This is a genomic window from Shewanella sp. 10N.286.52.E4, from assembly GCF_041468785.1.
GTDB lineage: Bacteria > Pseudomonadota > Gammaproteobacteria > Enterobacterales > Shewanellaceae > Shewanella > Shewanella electrodiphila.
This window is the reverse complement of the sequence record NZ_JBFRJJ010000038.1, coordinates 15759-36796: the sequence shown is the minus strand read 5'-3', so window position 1 is coordinate 36796 and position 21038 is coordinate 15759. Positions and strand designations below refer to the sequence as shown.

The following is a 21038-nucleotide window of genomic DNA, read 5'->3' as shown; positions in this document are numbered from 1 at the left end:
GCGGGAGTTTACATTCAAAAGGTGACATTAATCTAATGGCACAACTTTCGCGATGTAAGGCAAGTTACGATACTGCTCAGCGTAGTCGATACCATAACCTACGATAAATTCGTCAGGAATGGTAAAACCGATAAAGTCGACAGGTACGTCTACTTCACGGCGCTCAGGCTTATCCAGTAAAGTACACAGCGCTAAGCTTTTTGGCTCACGCAGTAATAGCATTTCACGTACTTTATTTAAGGTATTGCCTGAATCAATTAAATCTTCAACAATCAATACGTCACGATCGATGATCTCAGATGATACATCTTTTAAGATCTTCACATCGCGTGTGCTTGTCATTGCATTGCCATAGCTTGAAACTGACATAAAGTCGATTTCAACATGGCCCTTAATACGGCGACATAGGTCAGCCATAAAAACCACAGACCCTTTCAATAAGCCGACCATTAACAAACGCTCGCTGTCTGCGTAATGGGCATTAATCCTTTCAGCTAATATATCCAGTTTTTCGTTGATTTCTTCTGCAGAAATCATCACTTCGGTTGTGTGTTTCATATTACTCTCAATTGTCGTGATTTTCGGGCTTAACTTAAGTTAAATTGCGGTGTCGTCGCGAGACTTTTGTGCAGCATAACCCCAGCGATTTGTCAGCCCATGTTCAATACCCAAATGATCTAGAATTCGGGAAACCATGAAGTTTACCAGATCTTCTATCGATTGGGGATGGTGATAAAAGCCTGGCGCTGCAGGCATGATGGTCGCGCCGTTACGTGTCAGGCTTAACATATGTTCTAAGTGTATGGCGCTAAAGGGGGTTTCTCTTGGTACTAAGATTAATTGACCCCGCTCTTTTATTACCACATCTGCGGCTCTTTCTAACAAATTATTGCTCATTCCTGTTGCAACGGCTGCTAAAGTGCCTGTTGAGCAGGGACAAATCACCATTTGCTTTGGCGCAGCGCTGCCTGATGCGGGCGGCGAAAACCACTCATCTTTGCCCAATACCACCAGCTCACCAACTTCTGAACCAGTCATATTAAAATGGCTCAGCAATTGTTCGCGGGCTTTTTCAGCATTGGCACTGAGCTGCAAACCTTCTTCAGTGGCAAGTACCACGCGCGCGGCGCTTGATATCATCAAAAACACTTGATATTCGGCCATTAGTAAACTGTGTAGCAGCTTTAACCCATAAGGCGCGCCAGAAGCGCCAGTCCATGCAAGGCTGATCGCTTTATCTGTTTTTTTGTACTGTGTTGTATTACTCATAAACTCTCTAACGGCTAACGTTGTCGTTAGCCCTGTATACGTTTCATCACTAAAATAAAGTCAATAAAAGCTTCAATCGATGACAATTATTTTAAAGCAGCAATCAGTTTCTGATGAATACCATTAAAACCGCCATTACTCATGATAACGATCGTATCACCTTCACAAGCTGTTGCCGTCACTAAAGCAATTATGTCATTAATATCTGTCGATACTGTCACAGGAATACTGGCATTAGCCATATTGGTTTCAATATCCCAACCGATATTGTCAGCTTGGTACAAAAAGGCACAATCCGCCAATGACATAGATTCAGCAAGAGTATCTTTGTGAACGCCGCTTTTCATGGTGTTTGAGCGTGGCTCTAGTACCACAATCAATTTACCTGAAGCCTTTTCGCCTACCCCCACTTTGGCACGTAAACCTTGTAGTGTTGTTTCAATAGCCGTTGGGTGATGGGCAAAATCATCATAAACAGCAATGCCATTAACCGTATCAAGTAACTCTAAACGGCGCTTAGGCGGGGAAAATTTGGTTAATGCTTCAATGGCATGATGAGGGGCTACGCCCACATGACGAGCCGCAGCTATAGCCATCACTGCATTTTCGATATTATGCTGACCGATAAGGCCCCAGTTTAAAATGCCTTGAGACTCGCCATTAAACATCACTTCAAATTCATGTCCATCTGCAGCGATCGTATTGGCATACCAACCTTGAGCCACTTGCAGGCCTTTGGTTGGCGAGGCATAAAACTGCTCTTGCTCACTCCAGCAACCAAGTTCAATGACTTCTTTAACTGCATCGACCTCAGCAGGCCAAATCACTTTGCCCTCGCCAGGAACAGTGCGAATAACATGATTAAATTGACGTTGTATCGCGGCGAGATCGCTGAAGATATCGGCATGATCAAACTCGAGATTATTAATCACTAACGTGCGCGGACGGTAATGGACAAACTTAGAACGTTTATCGAAAAAGGCACTGTCATATTCATCGGCTTCAACCACAAAAAACGGCGAGTTACCTAATCTTGCTGATACACCAAAATTTTGCGGCACACCGCCAATTAAAAAGCCGGGCTCGTAACCACAATACTCCAGTACCCACGCCAACATACTTGAAGTCGACGTTTTTCCATGGGTACCAGAAACCGCTAATACCCAACGTTCTGGCAAAATATACTCAGATAAGAATTGCGGTCCAGAAGTGTATTTAAGACCACGATTAAGCACGGCCTCAACACAAGGATTACCACGGCTCATAGCATTGCCAATCACAACCAAGTCAGGTTGATTTTCACCCTCTTTACCTAACTGCACAGGATCAAAACCTTGAATAAGCTCAATGCCTTGCTCTTCTAGCTGAGTGCTCATTGGTGGGTAAACATTGGCATCACTACCAGTCACTTTGTGTCCCATCGCACGGGCTAATAATGCGAGGCCGCCCATAAAAGTGCCACAGATCCCAAGAATATGTACGTGCATGCAATTGCTCTGTCTGAATAAAGAATGGCTTATTCTAAAGCATTGCGACTGAGATTGTCAGCTCACAATAACAAGCTTTAATGTTTAGCCATCACTAACGCACAACTTAGTTAGAACTATGTAATCGTTGCCAACAACGCCCTATGGTATTGTCCTTAATACCTGAACATCAAGATTGTTAGTTATCCTGCATAATCAATTCTAGCTGGTCATGTTTCTTTATTGATAAAAAAGCCGTAATAATGGCTTAGCCGATTTTCAACAAGGACTTAATATGAATAACCTCATCAGCAATAAGACCAACCAGTGGATATCACCTTTTAAACGCTCAGCAAGCCTGTTGGCATGTATGAGTATCACTGCACTGGTCAGTCACAGTAGTGTTGCCGATGAACAGGATATTCGTTTTAATCAACTTGGTTTTGGAGTGAATGCAGCAAAAACTGCCGTGGTCAGTAATACAGCGTCTGAGAATTTTAGCCTCATTGAACAAACGTCAGGTAAAACCGTTTATCAAGGCAAACTCAGCGCAGCTAAAGCGTGGGCACCCTCAGCAGAAACCGTAAAACTCGCTCAATTTGGTGATTTTACTCAAGCGGGGGAATACCAGCTAAAAGTTGACTCTCTTGCAACCTCCCACCCTTTTTCAATCTCTGAATCTCGCTATAATCAGCCATTAAAAACAGCCATGCGTGCTTACTTTTATAATCGCAGTGGCGCTGTAATCCAACAAGAGTATGCAGGTATATATGCCCGCCCAGCGGCGCACCCAGATACCATTGTGTATATTCATAAATCTGCAGCGTCAAAAACTAGGCCCGAAGGCACAGTGATTTCATCGCCAAAAGGCTGGTACGATGCTGGCGATTACAACAAGTATATCGTCAACTCCAACATTACTGTGTACACCTTACTCAGTGCACTTGCTGAACAAACTGACGCCCTATCGAACCTCTCGCTTAATATTCCAGAATCAAGCAATAACTTGCCCGACACCCTTGATGAAATCCTGTGGAATATGGATTGGATGCTCACAATGCAAGATCCCGCTGATGGCGGTTTGTACCACAAGCTCACCACCAAACGTTTTACCGGCGAAGATGAAATGCCGCACATGATGGACCAGCCCCGTTATATCATCGCTAAATCTACCGCTGCCACTTTAGGTTTTGCAGCGACGATGGCTAAAGCGAGCCAAATATTGGCTCAATATGATGCAAACTTGCCAGTAACCTCCTTTGATAACACTCGCTACAGCCAGCAATTACTTCGCGCGGCCAAATATGCATGGCAATGGGCGATTAAAAATCCCGACATTCATTATCAACAACCCGATGATATTCACACCGGTGCTTACGCGACAGCAGGAGACAACCTGAAAGATGAATGGTTATGGGCTGCTGCTGAGTTATTTGCAGCCACTGGCGAAGATGAATACCTCAATACAATTGAGTTACCCAAACAACTACGAATTCCTGAATGGGATAAAGTCGAAGCCTTAGCCTTAATCACCATAGCAACGACTGACAAGTCACCCCAAAAATTAAAGCAGCAAGCCCAGTCACAATTATTGAAGTTGACCGATAGCTGGACAAAGGTGGGCGAAGACTCAGCTTACGGCCTTGCGATTAGTGAGCAAGATTTTGTTTGGGGCAGTAACTCCAACATGCTTAATAAAGCAGTGACTTTACATCGCGTTAGTCAGTTATTATCCACCACAGAACAACAAGACAGTTTATATACCAAACATGCAGAGGCCATTGTCGATTACATTTTTGGCCGTAACCCTTTAGGAATGTCTTTCGTGACAGGTGTAGGACTCATGTCACCAATGAATGTTCATCACCGTGCCTCTATGGCTGATGGCATTAAAGCGCCAATCCCAGGATTCTTAGCTGGCGGGCCTCAACCGGGTCAACAAGATGCTGGCGACTGTAAAAAACAAGGCGGAATTTACCCGTCGAAACATCCTGCTAAGTCATATATTGACCATGGTTGCAGCTATGCCAGTAATGAGGTGGCGATTAACTGGAATGCGCCACTGGTATACATGCTAGCGGCGCTTTCTCAGTAAAATGAACTGAAGCAACTTAAACAACTGAAGCAACTGAAGCAACTGAAGCTAAGATCCATATTGTTAACGCGGCCGTTAGCTTCGTTTGCTAGGTGTGAAAGGCGCTAGAAAAGGATAAAGAATAATCCAATACTGAGTACGGTGGTCAATAAAGTATTACCAGTGAAATACGCAAGTAACGTGGCCACCACACCACAAACTAAGTAGGTATTATCAAACGTTAAGTTCAACTGGCCTTCGGGCACAAATACAATCGGCGCTAAAATGGCGGTTAATACTGCTGGCGCCGAATAACTCAAAAAGGTCAGCGTTTTATCGCTGAGTTTTAGAGGCAATTTAGGCTCTAACAGTAAATAGCGGCTAATAAAGACCACCGCAGCCATAGATAAAATAATCAACCAAGTCATGACTGCTCTCCAGTTGAGTTAACATTAGCTTTTTCATCTGTAGTCATTCTTTTATGCTCATTAGGGCCTGTTGTTCTTTGCAGGTTAAGTTTTGTTCGAAATAAAAGCGTTTTAATCGAGGCGGATGAATTGATGCCTAGCCATCTAAGCAAAGTTCATTCAACAAAGAGTAAAACGCTTTTAGTCGAACCCTTCGGGCAGCGTTTGTTGGTCATTTTTACTGCGTTATCGACTTTTTATGTAGAATAACTACACCACAAAGCCTTTGCCTTGTACAAGTGACCAACAATTCGCTGCAAAAACAACCTCGAAAGATCAACAGGCCCTACTAAGTTTGGCATAAGCAAAGCCTGCCCCCATCCCAGATAGTGAAGCAATTAATAACCCTGCTTGAATCTCAAATACTGCACATATCACAGCCAAGGTTAATGACACCAAGACACAAATCAGAATCGAAGGCTTTTTAACGGTAGGAACCACTAAAGCAATGAACGTTGTTGCTATTGCAAAATCTAACCCTAGTTCACCTAAGTTATCAATGGATTGACCAGCAATAATGCCCAGTAAGGTGGCAATATTCCAACCAATATAAAACGTCAAACCACCACCTAGTGCGTACCAACGGTCAAACTTGTGCCGCTGGCTTTCAGGCGATTGCTTTTCGGTTTTTAAGCCCTCTTGTTTCTCTTTTTGGGGATTAAGGCTGTCGGGTTTTGATCGCGCAGGGGCCTGACTATGATTTGAAATAGCGAATAGCTCATCGGTAAGTAGAAAGCCAAGTCCCAAACGCCATTTTAGCGGTAATGGGCTAATCTGAGTGCGCAATGCCATGGCATAGAGTAAATGCCGTGAAGTAATTAATAGAGTGGTAATTAAAATACTGCCTAAGCCCACACCCGCTTTAATCATTCCAAGTGCAACTAACTGCGCACTACCGGCAAAAATAATCGCCGACATTGCTTGGCTTTGAGTTGCTGTTAAGCCGATTTCTAATGCTAAAGAACCCGCTAAAATCCCCCATGGGATCACTGCAATGGTTAAAGGTAACACCGCCAATAGTCCCTTGATAAAGGATTGGCGTTTTTGTTTAGCCTCCCGATTATCGAGCATATCATTCGCGGCATTAGTATCATCAACATTAGTATCATCAACATTAGTATCATCAACATTAGTATCAGGCATAGTTTCGGTACTTCCTTGTTAAGAACACTTTTCATATTTTGACTGCGACACATATACGGGACAATAAAGTAAGGTCGCTAACAAACGTCGAAAACCATTGAAAATTAGCATACCTGAATAAACAGTTTGAGGAGAAGTAAAGCGTGAAAAATAGAATAATCTGCGTTAACCGTTAAGCTAATAGCAGTAAAGAATTAGCGACTATTATCCTGTTATACAATATTCAGCCATAAAAAAGACTTCCAAATGGAAGCCTTTTTATTTAATGATTCATTTAACAAGTCGATTGGCTAGCTCAATTAAGCGAGCTAAATCCCGCTGCATTAAGCTTTCTTGGCCAGCATCTCAGTCAACTTATCTATCTTATCATTAAGCAATTTTATATCTTCAGCCGTTGCGGTTTGCTCATTTGGCGTGTCATTTTCATCCGCTTGCTCATCACGCATGATTTTAGTTTCTTCACCCATCACATCTAATACGGCGCCAACCATCATGTTCAGGAAAACAAAAGTGGTTAAAAAGATAAAGGTTAGATAGTAAATCCAGCTTAATGGGTACACTTCCATGGTTTCGTACATGATGGATGTCCAAGACTCAAACGTAGAAATACGAAACAAGGTCAGCATCGCAATGGAGACATCCCCCCATAAAAAGTCATTTACATGAGCAAAGAACATGCTGCCAACAGCGCCGTAAATATAGAAAATCACGAACATTAATAGCGCTATATAACCCATGCGCGGAATGGCTTTTAGTAGCGCATTAATCAGCATTCGCAGCTCTGGCACCATAGAGACCAACCGCAAAACTCTGAATATACGCAGTAAGCGAGCCAGTAATATCGTTGAGCCGCCTAACGGCACTAAACTACCAATAACAATGATGGTATCGAAGATATTCCAGCCTTTCGAAAAGAAGGATTTGATGCCATCACTGGCCATAAAACGGATAATCAGCTCAAATAAAAAGAAGGCCGTTATGGCAATATCAAGTACCCATAAGCTTTGATCAAGCCAAGGCGGTAAATGATAGGTATGCGCACCAATCGACAAAGCCGACACGATAATGACAAAAATAACAAAGCCCTGAAAGGTTTTACTTTGATCAACTTTTTTTAAAACAGATAGCACACCCGTAGCTTGCATGATGACGTTTTTTCTCCCAGATAACCCCTCAACTTTTGAGGATCGCAGAGCCTACTTAACCAAACTTAAAATAGGCTTAAAAATCACGGTTTTTACGGTTAAGTTTTATCCACCTGTAATCCCTATAGAACACACTAATTCCAAAAAAACCAATAGCTCCTATTTGTGTATAACAACTAAAATTACCAGTATTCTAATTTAAATCAGCCCGTTATAACTTTGCATTAACAATATATCAAGTATATGATCTTGTTAATATTAGTAAGCTCAATATATGCACAGCACACAAAATGTTATTAATGAAATGGAGTTCAACTTGAAAATTATTATATCGTTATTGTTTATATTCGCTTTACAAGGTTGTAAGTCGACTAAAATACCTGAATATGAACCTAGTACAAATACCAATTCGGCAGAGTTAAAAGTGAGCGCAGGACTTTCTGGGCTATTTCTACATGGGAAAGTGACTCAGCTAGAAATTTTTGATGGGTGCTATAAGAAAAACTATAATTCAGAAAATGTAATCGGCCATGTCATTACCGAGCATAAAGATAAAACACCTGATATTTTATTGATTCCTGCTGGAAATAAGCTGTATTTTCAATTCGGTACAACAGAACCTAGTTGGAATTGTCATACCCACTTCAGCTTTACTCCTTTGCTTGATGAAAAGTACGAAATACACTATGGAATGGCATTTGCTGGCTGCGAAGTGAAAGTATCCAACAGGGGTAATATAGTTAGAGATGTAGAATTTTTAACTGCGGAGCCCAGTTATAGTAAAGAATGGCGTAAATGCACTGAAGAAATATGACCAACTAATCTATATGTAACAAGAATTTTGTAATTACGTCCTTCCCCCCATACTAAAAAGCCCCAGAGTTATAAACTTAGGGGCTTTTATTAGCAGTTGATAATCATAACTGGGCAAATTGCCGTATCAAGTTGTGATAAACGTGATGCAACTTATCTAGCTCGGTGCGATCGGTATTACCCGCTGCAATTAATGCTTGGATAGACTGATCGAGCTGATATAAGTTTTGCCTTAAGCCTGAATCTGCCACCATACTTTGCATCCAAGTGATCGCAGCTACACGTTCGCCGCGGGTCACGGCAGTCACTTTATGCAAACTACTTGATGGATACACCACAGCATATCCGGCAGGTAACTTAATAGATTGCTCGCCAAATTCAGTGGCAATAATGAGCTCGCCACCGTCATACTCTTCCGGCTCAGACAAAAATACCGTCATCGACACGTCACTACGAAGCACAACTTGAGTATTAGGTACTCGCATCACTGCAGCATCAACATGAAAACCGTACTCTTCTGATTCAGAGTAACGATTAAAGCAAGGCGGGAAAATCTGATGTGGCAGTGCAGCAGAAACCACTTTTGGCGTAGCGCCAATTTTAGTGAGTAACTGATTAGCTAAATGTTGCACATCAGGATCGCTAGCCAGTGCTTGCCGGTTGCTTTTCACATCAGCCGCCATGCCCATGGCTGTATTGCGGCCATCATCCCAATTTACTGTTTGCAGTTGCTTTCGATATAAAGCCACTTCTTGTTTCGACAGTATTTGCTCAATCACAATCATAACGACATTAAACTCTGTTATTAAAATTCATAAGTAGCTGATAGTTTAGCATTTCTTGCATCACCTAAATACATAAATGAACCAGAACGATATGCCGCCGTAAAGTACTCTTCATCAAGTACGTTACCCACATTTAAACGGAAAGTCAGCGCCTCCGTTGCATTGTAATTAGCAAATAAGTCAACCACTTGATAGTCAGGCACTACGATACTGTAACGGCCATTTTCGGCATCATAACCTGCTGCTGTATCAGGTTGTCCGCCGTACATTTCGCTTTGGTAGGTGTAACCTGCACCAATCACGAATGCATCATTAATTTGATAACGTAGCTGCAGGTAAGCACTTTCATCAGCAAAGTTACTTAATGCAAGACCCACGTTTTCTTCGGTAAATGACTCCAGCACTTCTGAGTCCATAATTGCGGCAGAGAACTGAACACTAAATGCTTCAGTGATGTTACCAACCATACCGAATTCAACACCTTGCACGCGGTTTTTACCGGTATTTAATGTTCCTAGCGTCGAGTAACTATCACCTACACTTTCCATTACATCACTTTTAGTGATTTGGAATACCGATGCTGAAAACATAACTTTATCTTCAAATAGCATCCATTTAGTGCCTAGTTCAATGTTTTCTACTAATTCAGGATCTGCTGCACGGGCTTGTTCAACATCACCACACACGCCACCATAGCCACAACTTGCGCCTAAATCAGACTCGCCACCATTAATATTGGTTGCCGTGCTGTAATTGGCGTAAATATTACCTTCATCTGTAATGCTGTACACTAAGCCGATATGACCGTTATACATAGTGTCATCGTACTCATAGAGTATGTCGCCATTACGTGTACTTGATGTATCGTTTTGATAATCAAAACTATCCTGTCTTACACCAAAGAAGAGTTCTACATCCTCAGTTAGCGCAACAGTATCCATAAAGTAGGCCGAAACGGTTTCGATTTGGTACTCAGCATCGTTAATGCCTTTACTATATGTACGCCCCATTAACTTATCGATGTTATCTACAGTATTGCCGTCGCCATCAAGAATACAGTATGCGCCAGCATCACCACGGCGGCCTGCCGTTATACAGTTAGTTTCATTGGCGTATGCGATGTCGTAAATGCCGTTATCAACTTGCTGATCGGTATACTCAAGTCCAAATACAAATTTGTTTTCCATACCCAAGATTTGAGTATTCCAAAACAGATTGAACTGAGTGCTAATGTAGTCAACTTCTTGATTGCCTTGGTGCGTACTTAGCGTCAACGTATCTGCACCTGGTGCTTCAAGGTCAGTTTCGCTCCTTATCGTACCGCGCACACCCGTGGTGATATAACCATTTTCGGTTTTACCAACTCGAGTCGCGTTATAAAACGTCAGGTTATCATTGATGTCATATTCAGTACGTAGGGTAAATGTCATTACCTCTGAATCTAAAAAGTCAGATTCTTGGGCATAAACAGGAATATCTGCAATAGGTTCACGTGTTGTTTGATCAAAATAACTGCCTAAATCAGCCACATCTTTGGCATCTAAATAGTAACCATCAGCGGTAAAAGATAAGTCATTGCTTGGTTCAAAAACTGCCGATAATTGCACACCATTACGCTCGCGGCTAATGCCCTCACGCCCAGGCTTATCTTCATCAGACAATAAGCCATTAAATCTCACGCCAACTGTATCTGAAATAGCGTGGTTATAATCCACAGTTAAGCGGCGGTGTTCATCAGTGCCTAAACCTAAATCAACGCGGCCTAAGTTATACGATGTTGACGCTTTTTTAGTGACGCTGTTAATCGCACCACCAGAAGAACCACGACCAGCAAATGTTGAGCTAGGGCCTTTGGTGATTTCAACAACTTCTGTGGCAAAACTTTCACGCGTCGTCATACCTGGGTCACGCAGGCCATCAACAAACACATCACTGCGCGCTTCATGACCACGAATAATATAACGATCGCCAAAGGCATTACCGTTTTCACCCGTGCCTAATGTAATACCAGCCTGGGCAGATAAAATATCTTTTAAATCGGTCTTACCTGACTCTTGGATCTGATCTTGTGTCAGTACGGTAATCACCTGCGGAGTATCAACTAAATCTGCCACTCGGCGTAAATCACCAGATGATTCAGAAAGATAAATCGAGCTCTTAACGCCATGAACCTTAATCCGTTCAATCGCCTCAGCTGATTGATTTTTATCACACTCAACACCACTGACTTCTGGGTTACAGCTTTGCTGATTCACTTCTTCAGCTGATGCGACTGGGCTACCAAACACTAGTGCGGCAGCAACGGCTTGTGCGCCTAATGATAAGTTTTTACTCTGTACAGGTTTCATCTTATGAACTGTCCTTTGTTAACAACGTCCTAAAAATTAGGCGCATCCTAACAAAGAATTAACATTAATGTAAATCGTTATCATTTAGATTTGCATTAATAATTAAGCTCATTTTAAATTAGTGAACCATTAAGTGAAGATTCAAAATAATAAACAGGGATATAAAGAGCCTAAATAATTATAAATACTAGGCTTTTATTTCATAGTAATGACTGGGTTTAACAATAAGGGAGGGAGGATTAAAAATACGAATTACACTTGGTAAATCTCTAACGGCAAATCATCAGGGTCACTAAAAAATGTAAACTTTTTACCTGTGTACTCGTCCACTCTAACAGGCTCAACATCAATACTGTGACTGACTAAATACTTAACTACCGCATCAATATCATTAACCTTAAACGCCAAATGGCGTAAGCCTTGCGCTTCAGGATAGCTAGGTCTTTGCGGTGCATTAGGGAGTGAAAACAACTCTATTTGACTGCCATCAGGTAAGGTTAAATCGAGCTTATAGGAGTCTCTTGCTTCACGGTAATTTTCGGCAATGACGTTGAAACCTAAAATCTCAGTGTAAAAATGCTTGGACTTAACATAGTCATTGCAAATAATCGCCACATGATGAATTCCGTTAAACATATCGCTCCTGTTTAAATACTTGATAAAAACAAACCCTGATAGATCACTCTATCAGGGTTTGCGGTAGACCTCACTATTGAGGAGTCACTGCTGAGAACTCACAGCTGAATGAGATTCAAACAGTTTTAACCCAACTAATGACTAAACGCCCACTTCAGCGCCATCGTCTTTACGAATAATCACAGTGGCCGCGCGCGGACGCACTGTGGTGCCATCTGGCGTTTCTTCAGTTGCAACAGCGCTATAAGGCCAGTTACGTGGATGCTGAATGTTTGCAAACACTGTGGTGTAATCAGGCGTAATCGCAAAACCTGTTACTTCACAACCATTTGGACCAACAAAGAAGCGCTTTAATTCCGCTTGGTTATCTGCACTGACGACCTGTTGTTGACCATTGTCGTCTGTCATCGGTGAAGGCACGATCGCTAGCATTTGATCGTTAGTGTATTCTTCAACTTCATCAGCGCCATTATCGGTTTGCACCCATAAAATACCGCGCTTATCAAATGCTAAACCGTCAGGACTCGCAAACTGATTCATATCAGTTAGGCCTGAGCGGTTAGTCTCTTCATCGCCATCAGCAGGTGAACCAAATACAAAGATATCCCATGTAAATTCAGTAGCATTGCTGCCTTCATCCCAACGGATAATATGACCAAAGCTGTTATTTAAACGTGGGTTAGCAGGGTTAGTGCTATCAACACGCTTAGTGTTATTGGTTAGGGTTAAGTAAACAGTCCCAGTGAATGGATCAACACTTGCCCATTCAGGGCGATCCATTGGCGTTGCGCCCACTAAATCAGCTGCACCTGCTGTATTGAGAATGATTGAAGCTACTGAATCAAAGCTGTCTGCTAGCGTGTTTCCATCGGTAGTCACACTGTCTAGGGTTAGTGCTAACCATTCTCCCACGCCATCTTCACTGAACTTGGCAACATATAATGTGCCGTCATTCATGTACTTATCACCAGTAATGATGCGATTAGCTGAGTTAGCATCAGCTTCTGTCCACAGCGCGGTAGACTCGTATTTATAAAGGTATTCAAAGCGAGAATCATGACCTGAATAAAATACTACAGGCTTACCTTCTTCAAGCTTACCAAAGGTACAACCTTCATGGCGGAAACGACCCAGTGCTGTACGTTTTACAGCACGTGAATTTGGGTTGTAAGGGTCAATTTCAACAATGTAACCATGGCCATTGGCTTCGTTACGGTAATCATTAGCCGCACTTGTACCTGAGGGCGTGACATCAAAACGAGCAAATTCATCTAAGCGTTCATCATCGTTACCAGCTAGGTGATCCCAGCCATAACGAGTGCCAGATGTTGATAGACCGATACGCTGCTGCTCTTGCGTTAACTCACCTCGGTTAACAAAGTAACCAGGCCAGTTTTCTTCACATGTTAAGTAAGTGCCCCAAGGCGTGTAACCATTACCACAATTGTTCAGTGTGCCACGCGCTTGGCTACCATCTGGAGAGTAACGCGTTTCAAGATAGGAGCTATAGGCTAAAGGACCGGCGATATCCATGACTGTTGCGCCCGTAAAGCGACGGTTATGATCGTCATTTTTAACCGTTTCCCACATACCATTGTTAAGTTTGATACGAACAACAGAAATACCATGGGCATTGATTTCTTTACGAATTTCATCAAGCACGGTGCGATTACCATCAGCATCTACCGTTGGACCCATTGGATGTAATGCGGCTTGGTCAATATATTCGTGGTTCACACATAATAAGCCGTCATCACCCGCTTCAGTTAATGGGAAAAAATGCATGCCATCATGATGCATCCCCATAGAATTAGCCTGATCTTCAGCAGTATTAGAACCGTCCTCTTTAAACGCATTAGCTTTATCGTTTAACGGCTCCCCCCAAGGCGCAAGTACATAAGCCGAGTAACCAGCAGCAACAGTTACCGCATCAGTTTTAGAACCAGCAATAGATTCAAAGCCTAGAGTAGCCTGACTCACATTCGGTGTATCTGGCGTTGAAGGTGTGCCATCGACAGGGTTTGAGTCATTATCAGAACTAGAACTACAACCTGCGATACCGAAACCACTGAAAGCCGTCATAGCACTTAATCCAAGACCACTTTTTACAAAGTTACGTCTTGAAAGATGTTTATCTAATACTTCGTTAAACGGTGTATTGTTGCTTTTATTAAAACGAGTTGGATCAAATGTAGCCTTGCTCATAAATTATCCTTGGGATCAAAAGTTGCCAAACATTGTTGTAATTTTTCGATAAAGATAAGAATTAAATATGACAAGCCGATGTGATGGAGATGACAAACAAATGTGACAAAAATGACAACAGGAAACAGATGAACAACAACTGAATCCTACAAGATACACTTAAAGCAATGATTTTTTTTATAAAAATAACGGCAATAAATGAGCTTATTGCCGAGAGAATGAAACTAAGTTGCGTTGACAAATACCTTTTTTAGCGTTGCTTTTTGGCAGATTTTGCCAGTGCTTTTTGGCGCGCTTGCTGCTTCAGTGAGCCTTTTTTAGTTTTACGCGTCACAGGCGCGACTTGGCTTAAATCAGGCTCAAAACCGCTATACCATTGCTGTGGTAATCGCCTGTCTAAAAAGGCTTCAAGCTTTATTAATTGTGGCTCATCATCAACACTTAATAAGGTAATCGCTTGGCCTTCTTTGCCCGCCCTGCCCGTGCGGCCAATACGATGAATATAGTCTTCATTTTGAAATGGCAGCTCAACATTAACCACATAATGCAATTCATTAATATCTAAGCCTCTGGCCGCGACATCGGTAGCCACCAACGCTTTAACTTCACCCGATTTAAATTGCTCAAGCACGGTTTCACGCACCGCTTGCGATAAGTCAGCATGAAATGCCGCCGCATTAACGCCCGCTTGCACCATTTGTTTTGCAAGCTTATCCGCACCTTGTTTAGTACGGCTGAACACTAATGCCTGTTGCCAATCTTCTTTTTTAATAAGGTGGCATAACAAAGGCAGCTTATTACTAGCATCGACGTTATAGACTCGCTCCACAATTTTGGCTGCCGTTGTATTGCGCTCACTCGCTTCAATCACATGGGGTGATTGCAGTAATCGCTTACTAAATTTAAAAATGCGATCATCCAATGTGGCTGAAAAAAGACATGTTTGGCGAGTTTTCGGTAAGCGTTTCAAGATGTCGATGATTTCATCTCTAAAGCCCATGTCTAACATGCGGTCAGCTTCATCAAGCACTAGATAGTTAATGTCAGATAAAGACAAAACCTGCTGACGAACTAAATCCAGCAGGCGCCCAGGCGTTGCAACAATAATATCAGCGCCACGTTTTATCGCTTCGATTTGCGCTTTAATAGCAACGCCGCCATAAACAGACACTGTCTTAACAGGCGTTAACTTAGCGTAGCTTTCGACACTTTGGCTTACTTGCTGCGACAGTTCTCGGGTTGGAACCAATATTAGTGCTTGAGTTGAACCAGATTGCGGAGCTGCTGAGTGTGGAGTCGCTGGTTCAATCTGATTAAGTAATTGCTGCAAGATAGGTAATGCAAACGCCGCCGTTTTACCTGTGCCAGTTTGCGCGCCAGCTAATACATCTTTACCAGCAAGAATGACAGGTATTGCTTGTTGCTGTATTGAAGAAGGCTGTAGGTATTTCAACTCGGTTAAACGTTGTAAAAGTTGAGTCTGAAGCTCAAGTTCGGCAAAAGGCATTAATCTATCTCCAAAAATATTGACCGTTATTTTACCATGTCAGTCACATTTTCACGATGTAGCAGTGATGATTTCCGCCACTAAATTCTCATCATAAACGTCATTTTCATGCAAAAAATTTAAATATTATTCAAAAATATCACTAATTCAATGGGAACAAAAATAGCCACAAATACAATACATTATAACATATCAAAAAATTAATCCTTTATAATTCAAACATTAATAAACAGATTATATCAGTACAATTTATTCAGTTTTAAGTGGTCACATTTCGGTCATCAAAACATCAAATAACTGCAAGCTAACATTCACAACATCCGATTAACCTTTGTGCGTTTTCATTGGGCAGCTAACTCTGCTTTCAACCACCACTCGTCAATAGGATAGACAACATAATGAATAAGACCTGGAAAGCATCATATGGTGTGCTTGCTTTAGTCATTTCAAGTGCCTTAAATGCTGAAGTGCTACCGTCATATCAAACTGAGAATGCTTGGTTTACTGATGCGCAAAGCGCAATCGACACAAAACTGGATACTAATAATCAATTTAAAGCCAAAAACGTGATCATTTTTGTCGGTGATGGGATGGGCGTTTCAACCCTAACTGCATCGCGCATTCTTCAGGGACAAATGGCAGGACAACCTGGTGAAGAAGGTTACTTAAGCTTCGAAACATTCCCTCACACTGCTTTAGTAAAAACCTATAACGTTGATGCTCAAACGCCGGATTCTGCGGGCACGATGACAGCCATGATGTCAGGCCTTAAAAGTGATGCTGGTGTTCTAGGTGTTGATGAAGATATCGTTCGCGGTGACTGTTCAACGGTTGCTGGAAATGAAGTGGTTACTGCACTTGAACTAGCTGAAATCAAAGGCTTATCAACGGGTGTTGTTTCAACGGCGCGTATTACTCATGCAACACCAGCTGCAACCTATGCAAAATCAGCTGATCGTAACTGGGAAGATATCTCAGACATGCCAGAAGATGCACTAACTGGCGGCTGTAAAGACATTGCCGAACAACTGGTGAATTTTGAAGCCAATCTCGAAGCACGTTTTCAAGGTGTGGATATCGATGGTATCGAAGTCGTCATGGGTGGCGGTCGTCGTCATTTTTTACCAAAAGACGCCACATTTAACAGCGCAGATGCCGTGAGTGAAATTGAAGGCGATCGCACAGATTCACGTAATTTAACCGCAGAATGGCAAGCCAAATACAGCGAAGGTGTTTACGTCATGGATCAAGCAGGATTTGATGCCATCGACACTGAAAATACCAAGCAAGTCATGGGACTATTTAATGAGTCTCATATGCAATATGAAGCAGACCGCGACAATGATGTGGCAGGTGAACCTTCAATAGCTGAAATGACAGGTAAAGCGATTGATATTCTTGATAACAATGACAATGGTTTCTTCTTAATGGTTGAGTCTGGTCGTATTGACCATGGCCACCATGCTGGTAGCGCTTATAACGCATTAACTGACGCTATTGCCCTATCTGATGCAGTTAAAGAAGCTGTCGCAAAAACTGACCCAAGCGAGACCCTTATTTTGGTTACCGCTGACCACGGCCATGTATTCACTATTGCTGGTTACCCAAAACGCGGCAACCCAATTTTAGGTAAAGTCGTCGCTATTGGCGAAACTGAACCAACTGTGGCATCTGATGGCTTACCGTACACAACACTCGGCTACACCAATGGTAATGGTTTCCATGATTTAGGCGACGAAACCAATGCGGATGCGGGTTATGGCGAAGACGTAAATGCTGGTCGTCAGGACTTAACAAACGTTGATACCACTACATCAGGATTTCACCAAGAAGCCTTGATTCCAATGAGTTCAGAGACCCATTCAGGTGAAGACATTACTTTGCATGCACAAGGCCCTGGCGCACAACTTGTGCAAGGTGTTGTTGAGCAAAGCGTAGTATTTCATCTTATTGAACAATCTCTCGACTTAATTCAGGAATAAGCAGGAAATGAATATGAAAAACTTAAATCTATCTCTTGTCGCCCTTGCTGTAATCGGTCTATCTGCTTGTTCAGACGGTGATGATGGCGCTAACGGAACCAATGGTACTGACGGAACAAATGGTGCTGATGGTTCAAATGGTTCAACGAGTCTTATCGTACAAACAGCATTAGCCATTGGCGACGCTAACTGCCCTAACAGCGGTGTACAAATTGATTCAGGTATTGATGCTGATAGTGACGGTGCATTACAAACCGCTGAAATCACTGCTACAGAATACGTATGTGCACCAGGTAATACTGAAATTAGTACCAGCGAAATCTTAACCAGTGTTAATAACGACTGGTTTGTAGCGGGCCAGCAAGAAATCACCACCGCACGCCAAAATTGGCTGAATGCAACCATGCCAAATCTAGTGGCAAGTAACAGCGCTAAAACATCAGCGCAATCAGTCGCAGCAGTCAATGCTAGCGCCTTAAATGAGTTACGTGGCAGCGCTAAAAACGTGATTTTGTTTGTTGGTGACGGTATGGGTATTTCAACTGTCACAGCAGCGCGTATTTTAGAAGGACAAATGCAAGGTAAAAACGGTGAAGAGCATAACCTTTCATTCGATACCTTCCCATTTGCAGGTCTTGCTAAAACCTACAATGTTGATGCACAAACGCCAGATTCAGCAGGCACCATGACTGCGATGATGAGTGGTGTGAAAACGGATGCGGGCATTTTAGGGGTTGATGAAAATGTTGAGCGTGGCGATTGCAGTACAGTGGCAGGCACTGAGTTAATCACCGCATTAGAACTGGCAGAAATAGCGGGTAAATCAACGGGTGTAATCTCAACTGCACGTATTACCCATGCAACACCCGCTGCTACTTATGCTAAATCTGCCGATCGTAACTGGGAAGACATCTCAGATATGCCTGAAGAGGCCGTTACAGCTGGTTGTAAAGATATTGCTGACCAACTGGTTAACTTTGAAGCCAATCTTGAAGCGCGCATTAACGGGATTGATGTTGACGGTATCGACGTTGTTATGGGGGGCGGTCGCCGTCATTTCTTACCTAAAGATGCAGCTTATAACTCAGCAGATGCAGTCAGTTCAGTTGAAGGCGACCGCACCGATGGCCGTGATTTAACAGCTGAGTGGCAAGCGACCTACACAGACGGTGTGTATGTGATGGATCAAGCAGGCTTTGATGCCATTGATGCCGCTAATACGACTCGTGTGATGGGCTTATTTAACGAGTCTCATATGCAATACGAAGCTGATCGCGCCAATGATGTTGCAGGTGAACCCTCTGTCGCTGAAATGACTGCTAAAGCCATTGATATCCTAGATAACAACGATGAAGGTTTCTTCTTAACGGTTGAATCTGGTCGTATCGACCATGGTCATCACGCAGGCAGTGCGTATAACGCATTAACTGACACTTTGGCATTCTCAGATGCGATTGCCAAAGCAGTTGAAATGACGGATATGTCTGACACATTAATCATTGTTACTGCCGATCACGGCCACGTGTTTACCATTGCAGGTTACCCAAAACGCGGTAACCCAATCTTAGGAACAGTCGTTGGCATTGGTAGCGAAGAACCTTCAACAGCTTCTGATGGTATGCCATACACCACACTGGGTTACACCAATGGTCGCGGCTTTAAGAACCTAGGTACTGAAACGGATGCAGATGCTGGTTACGGCGAAGACATTACCGCAGGTCGATTTGACCTCACTGATGTCGACACAGCCTCTTCTGGTTTCCACCAAGAGTCATTAGTGCCTACCAGCTCTGAAACTCATGCGGGTGAAGATGTTGGGATCTATGCTTACGGCCCAGGAGCAATGTTAGTCAATGGCACCAATGAACAGAGTGTGATTTACCACATCATGGACTTTGCTGCTGATTTAACTAACAAAGCTAACGCTGCGCAAACCAACTAGTCATTACTGTAATTGTACTAAGAGCTGTAATACTAGCTTTAATAAGATCAGCTCTTTGAACAGTAATAAGAGCTGTTGTAATAAACCCTTTGGCTGTAACCCAGTTGCAGCCATAGGGTTTAATTAATTATTTAGTCTTAACCTATTTACACCGACATTGAGCAAAATAACCAATGTCATAGGAGTTTTTGTGAAGTTATCACTGCCTTTATCATTCATGCTATCAAGCTTACTCATCACGTTATCGAGCGCTGCTGAAGCTCAATGTGAGTTATCACCATCAAACTTGCAGGCAAGTTATCAACTCACCTCCTCTGATAATTCGCCAAACTTATCGAGTAAAAATTCGAGCCACACAAGCCAGCTAAACCTATGGCGTCAGGGAAACACCGTCGCACATCAATACCCGCAAACAGACATAACCGAATCGTGGTTTTTGCTCAATAATAAGCAAATCAAACCCACCCGTTTTTTTGATCATTATCAACGCGGCATAGAATACCAACCCGGAGAAGTAGTACACGGGAAATCTGAACACGACTGGTCATATCGTTATCAATTTATCTCTGACAAGCTTATTTCACAGTTAACCCTTAGCGCCGAAACAGGCAAAGGCTGTGAGCGTCAGCAAGTGCTCACTCAAACCTCTGCCAACAGTAAAATTGAGTTAGTTTGGTTACCTGAACTTCAACTTATCAGTCATTTTAGTTGGACAAAAAACCAAGGAAAACATCAAATACATGAGCAATGGCAACTGACTGAACTCAGCCATGATGCAAATAAAATCGCGACTTTTTTCAAACAGCTTAATCATTACAAAATGACCGATTACGCCGATATTGGCGACGATCATAGCGATGAGTTTTTAACTAAAATGGTGACGCTAGGGTTTGTTGAGCACGGCGCATCTGGGTTTTATGACACAGAAGGAAAAGCAATCAGTGATGGGCATTCACACTGACATTAACTTAGACATGGACATAAACATGGGCATAAACATGGACATAAACATGGACATAAACATGGACATAAACATGGACATGCTGATTAAACATTCAGTTTATATAGTGTTTCCAAACCAGCTTTGAGTTAAAGGCGCTCTTTATACCACGCTTCAAAAGGGAGTTGCTCGTAACTCCCTGCTAATCTTGCTTATAAGCAATCAACAAACTTGAGTGATCAGTTTCATTCCGGTCGACATTCCCTATCTTCTACAATCCGCCCCCTACCTTCTACCTTCTATCTTCTATCTTCTA

At 42.5% G+C, this 21038-nt stretch carries 16 protein-coding genes; 5 read left to right on the top strand and 11 right to left on the bottom strand.

All coding sequences use genetic code 11. The features are described 5' to 3' along the window. Window positions 1-27: 27 nt before the first annotated feature. From hpt to mpl, 3 genes are all read right to left on the bottom strand, one after another. Complete coding sequence (gene hpt / locus AB4153_RS18385; protein WP_102526467.1) at window positions 28-558, bottom strand: hypoxanthine phosphoribosyltransferase; 531 nt, start codon at window positions 556-558, stop codon at window positions 28-30. 39 nt (window positions 559-597) lie between these two features. Further along, on the bottom strand, window positions 598-1269 hold the full coding sequence (locus AB4153_RS18380) for a flavin prenyltransferase UbiX (protein WP_248955576.1): 672 nt from the start codon (window positions 1267-1269) through the stop codon (window positions 598-600). An 86-nt stretch (window positions 1270-1355) separates the two neighbouring features. Continuing rightward, window positions 1356-2756, bottom strand: a complete 1401-nt coding sequence (gene mpl, locus AB4153_RS18375; protein WP_371998330.1) for a UDP-N-acetylmuramate:L-alanyl-gamma-D-glutamyl-meso-diaminopimelate ligase — start codon at window positions 2754-2756, stop codon at window positions 1356-1358. 274 nt (window positions 2757-3030) lie between these two features. Here mpl and AB4153_RS18370 point away from each other — a divergent pair, with 274 nt between their 5' ends. Next, window positions 3031-4830 carry a glycoside hydrolase family 9 protein gene (locus tag AB4153_RS18370; protein ID WP_371998329.1) on the top strand — a complete coding sequence of 600 codons (1800 nt, stop codon included), beginning with the start codon at window positions 3031-3033 and terminating at the stop codon, window positions 4828-4830. A gap of 104 nt (window positions 4831-4934) precedes the next feature. On the opposite strand, the gene AB4153_RS18365 is transcribed toward AB4153_RS18370, so the two are convergent. The 3 genes from AB4153_RS18365 to AB4153_RS18355 form a co-directional block, all read right to left on the bottom strand. After that, window positions 4935-5237 (bottom strand): AzlD domain-containing protein, encoded by a 303-nt coding sequence (locus AB4153_RS18365; protein WP_102526463.1) that lies wholly within the window; start codon window positions 5235-5237, stop codon window positions 4935-4937. 315 nt (window positions 5238-5552) lie between these two features. Further along, complete coding sequence (locus tag AB4153_RS18360; protein WP_371998339.1) at window positions 5553-6347, bottom strand: AzlC family ABC transporter permease; 795 nt, start codon at window positions 6345-6347, stop codon at window positions 5553-5555. A 395-nt stretch (window positions 6348-6742) separates the two neighbouring features. Next, window positions 6743-7564 (bottom strand): ion transporter, encoded by an 822-nt coding sequence (locus AB4153_RS18355; RefSeq protein WP_303515507.1) that lies wholly within the window; start codon window positions 7562-7564, stop codon window positions 6743-6745. Between the two features lie 316 nt (window positions 7565-7880). Between AB4153_RS18355 and AB4153_RS18350 the strand changes: the two genes are divergently transcribed. Then, window positions 7881-8378, top strand: coding sequence for a hypothetical protein (locus AB4153_RS18350; RefSeq protein ID WP_371998328.1), 498 nt, complete (start codon window positions 7881-7883; stop codon window positions 8376-8378). Window positions 8379-8481: 103 nt separating this feature from the next. On the opposite strand, the gene AB4153_RS18345 is transcribed toward AB4153_RS18350, so the two are convergent. From AB4153_RS18345 to AB4153_RS18325, 5 genes are all read right to left on the bottom strand, one after another. Next, a complete protein-coding gene (locus AB4153_RS18345; protein ID WP_102526460.1) occupies window positions 8482-9162 on the bottom strand; it encodes a Fe2+-dependent dioxygenase in 681 nt (226 codons plus the stop codon). A gap of 20 nt (window positions 9163-9182) precedes the next feature. Continuing rightward, entirely contained in the window at window positions 9183-11510 is a 2328-nt protein-coding gene (locus AB4153_RS18340) for a TonB-dependent receptor (RefSeq protein ID WP_371998327.1), read from the bottom strand. 252 nt (window positions 11511-11762) lie between these two features. After that, window positions 11763-12146 (bottom strand): VOC family protein, encoded by a 384-nt coding sequence (locus AB4153_RS18335; protein ID WP_371998326.1) that lies wholly within the window; start codon window positions 12144-12146, stop codon window positions 11763-11765. A 141-nt stretch (window positions 12147-12287) separates the two neighbouring features. Then, a complete protein-coding gene (locus AB4153_RS18330; protein WP_371998325.1) occupies window positions 12288-14351 on the bottom strand; it encodes a PhoX family phosphatase in 2064 nt (687 codons plus the stop codon). Between the two features lie 250 nt (window positions 14352-14601). After that, window positions 14602-15858, bottom strand: coding sequence for a DEAD/DEAH box helicase (locus tag AB4153_RS18325; RefSeq protein WP_303515522.1), 1257 nt, complete (start codon window positions 15856-15858; stop codon window positions 14602-14604). A gap of 398 nt (window positions 15859-16256) precedes the next feature. Here AB4153_RS18325 and AB4153_RS18320 point away from each other — a divergent pair, with 398 nt between their 5' ends. From AB4153_RS18320 to AB4153_RS18310, 3 genes are all read left to right on the top strand, one after another. After that, on the top strand, window positions 16257-17840 hold the full coding sequence (locus tag AB4153_RS18320; RefSeq protein ID WP_371998324.1) for an alkaline phosphatase: 1584 nt from the start codon (window positions 16257-16259) through the stop codon (window positions 17838-17840). A 13-nt stretch (window positions 17841-17853) separates the two neighbouring features. Continuing rightward, complete coding sequence (locus AB4153_RS18315; protein ID WP_371998323.1) at window positions 17854-19782, top strand: alkaline phosphatase; 1929 nt, start codon at window positions 17854-17856, stop codon at window positions 19780-19782. A 190-nt stretch (window positions 19783-19972) separates the two neighbouring features. Continuing rightward, window positions 19973-20743 (top strand): hypothetical protein, encoded by a 771-nt coding sequence (locus AB4153_RS18310; protein WP_371998322.1) that lies wholly within the window; start codon window positions 19973-19975, stop codon window positions 20741-20743. Window positions 20744-21038: the final 295 nt, after the last annotated feature.

Excerpts from the sequence above, each read along its gene's own strand:
- hpt (WP_102526467.1), bottom strand. The coding sequence starts at position 558 with ATGAAACACACAACCGAAGTGATGATTTCTGCAGAAGAAATCAACGAA.
- AB4153_RS18380 (WP_248955576.1), bottom strand. The coding sequence starts at position 1,269 with ATGAGTAATACAACACAGTACAAAAAAACAGATAAAGCGATCAGCCTT.
- mpl (WP_371998330.1), bottom strand. The coding sequence starts at position 2,756 with ATGCACGTACATATTCTTGGGATCTGTGGCACTTTTATGGGCGGCCTC.
- AB4153_RS18370 (WP_371998329.1), top strand. The coding sequence starts at position 3,031 with ATGAATAACCTCATCAGCAATAAGACCAACCAGTGGATATCACCTTTT.
- AB4153_RS18365 (WP_102526463.1), bottom strand. The coding sequence starts at position 5,237 with ATGACTTGGTTGATTATTTTATCTATGGCTGCGGTGGTCTTTATTAGC.
- AB4153_RS18360 (WP_371998339.1), bottom strand. The coding sequence starts at position 6,347 with ATGCTCGATAATCGGGAGGCTAAACAAAAACGCCAATCCTTTATCAAG.
- AB4153_RS18355 (WP_303515507.1), bottom strand. The coding sequence starts at position 7,564 with ATGCAAGCTACGGGTGTGCTATCTGTTTTAAAAAAAGTTGATCAAAGT.
- AB4153_RS18345 (WP_102526460.1), bottom strand. The coding sequence starts at position 9,162 with ATGATTGTGATTGAGCAAATACTGTCGAAACAAGAAGTGGCTTTATAT.
- AB4153_RS18340 (WP_371998327.1), bottom strand. The coding sequence starts at position 11,510 with ATGAAACCTGTACAGAGTAAAAACTTATCATTAGGCGCACAAGCCGTT.
- AB4153_RS18335 (WP_371998326.1), bottom strand. The coding sequence starts at position 12,146 with ATGTTTAACGGAATTCATCATGTGGCGATTATTTGCAATGACTATGTT.
- AB4153_RS18330 (WP_371998325.1), bottom strand. The coding sequence starts at position 14,351 with ATGAGCAAGGCTACATTTGATCCAACTCGTTTTAATAAAAGCAACAAT.
- AB4153_RS18325 (WP_303515522.1), bottom strand. The coding sequence starts at position 15,858 with ATGCCTTTTGCCGAACTTGAGCTTCAGACTCAACTTTTACAACGTTTA.
- AB4153_RS18320 (WP_371998324.1), top strand. The coding sequence starts at position 16,257 with ATGAATAAGACCTGGAAAGCATCATATGGTGTGCTTGCTTTAGTCATT.
- AB4153_RS18315 (WP_371998323.1), top strand. The coding sequence starts at position 17,854 with ATGAAAAACTTAAATCTATCTCTTGTCGCCCTTGCTGTAATCGGTCTA.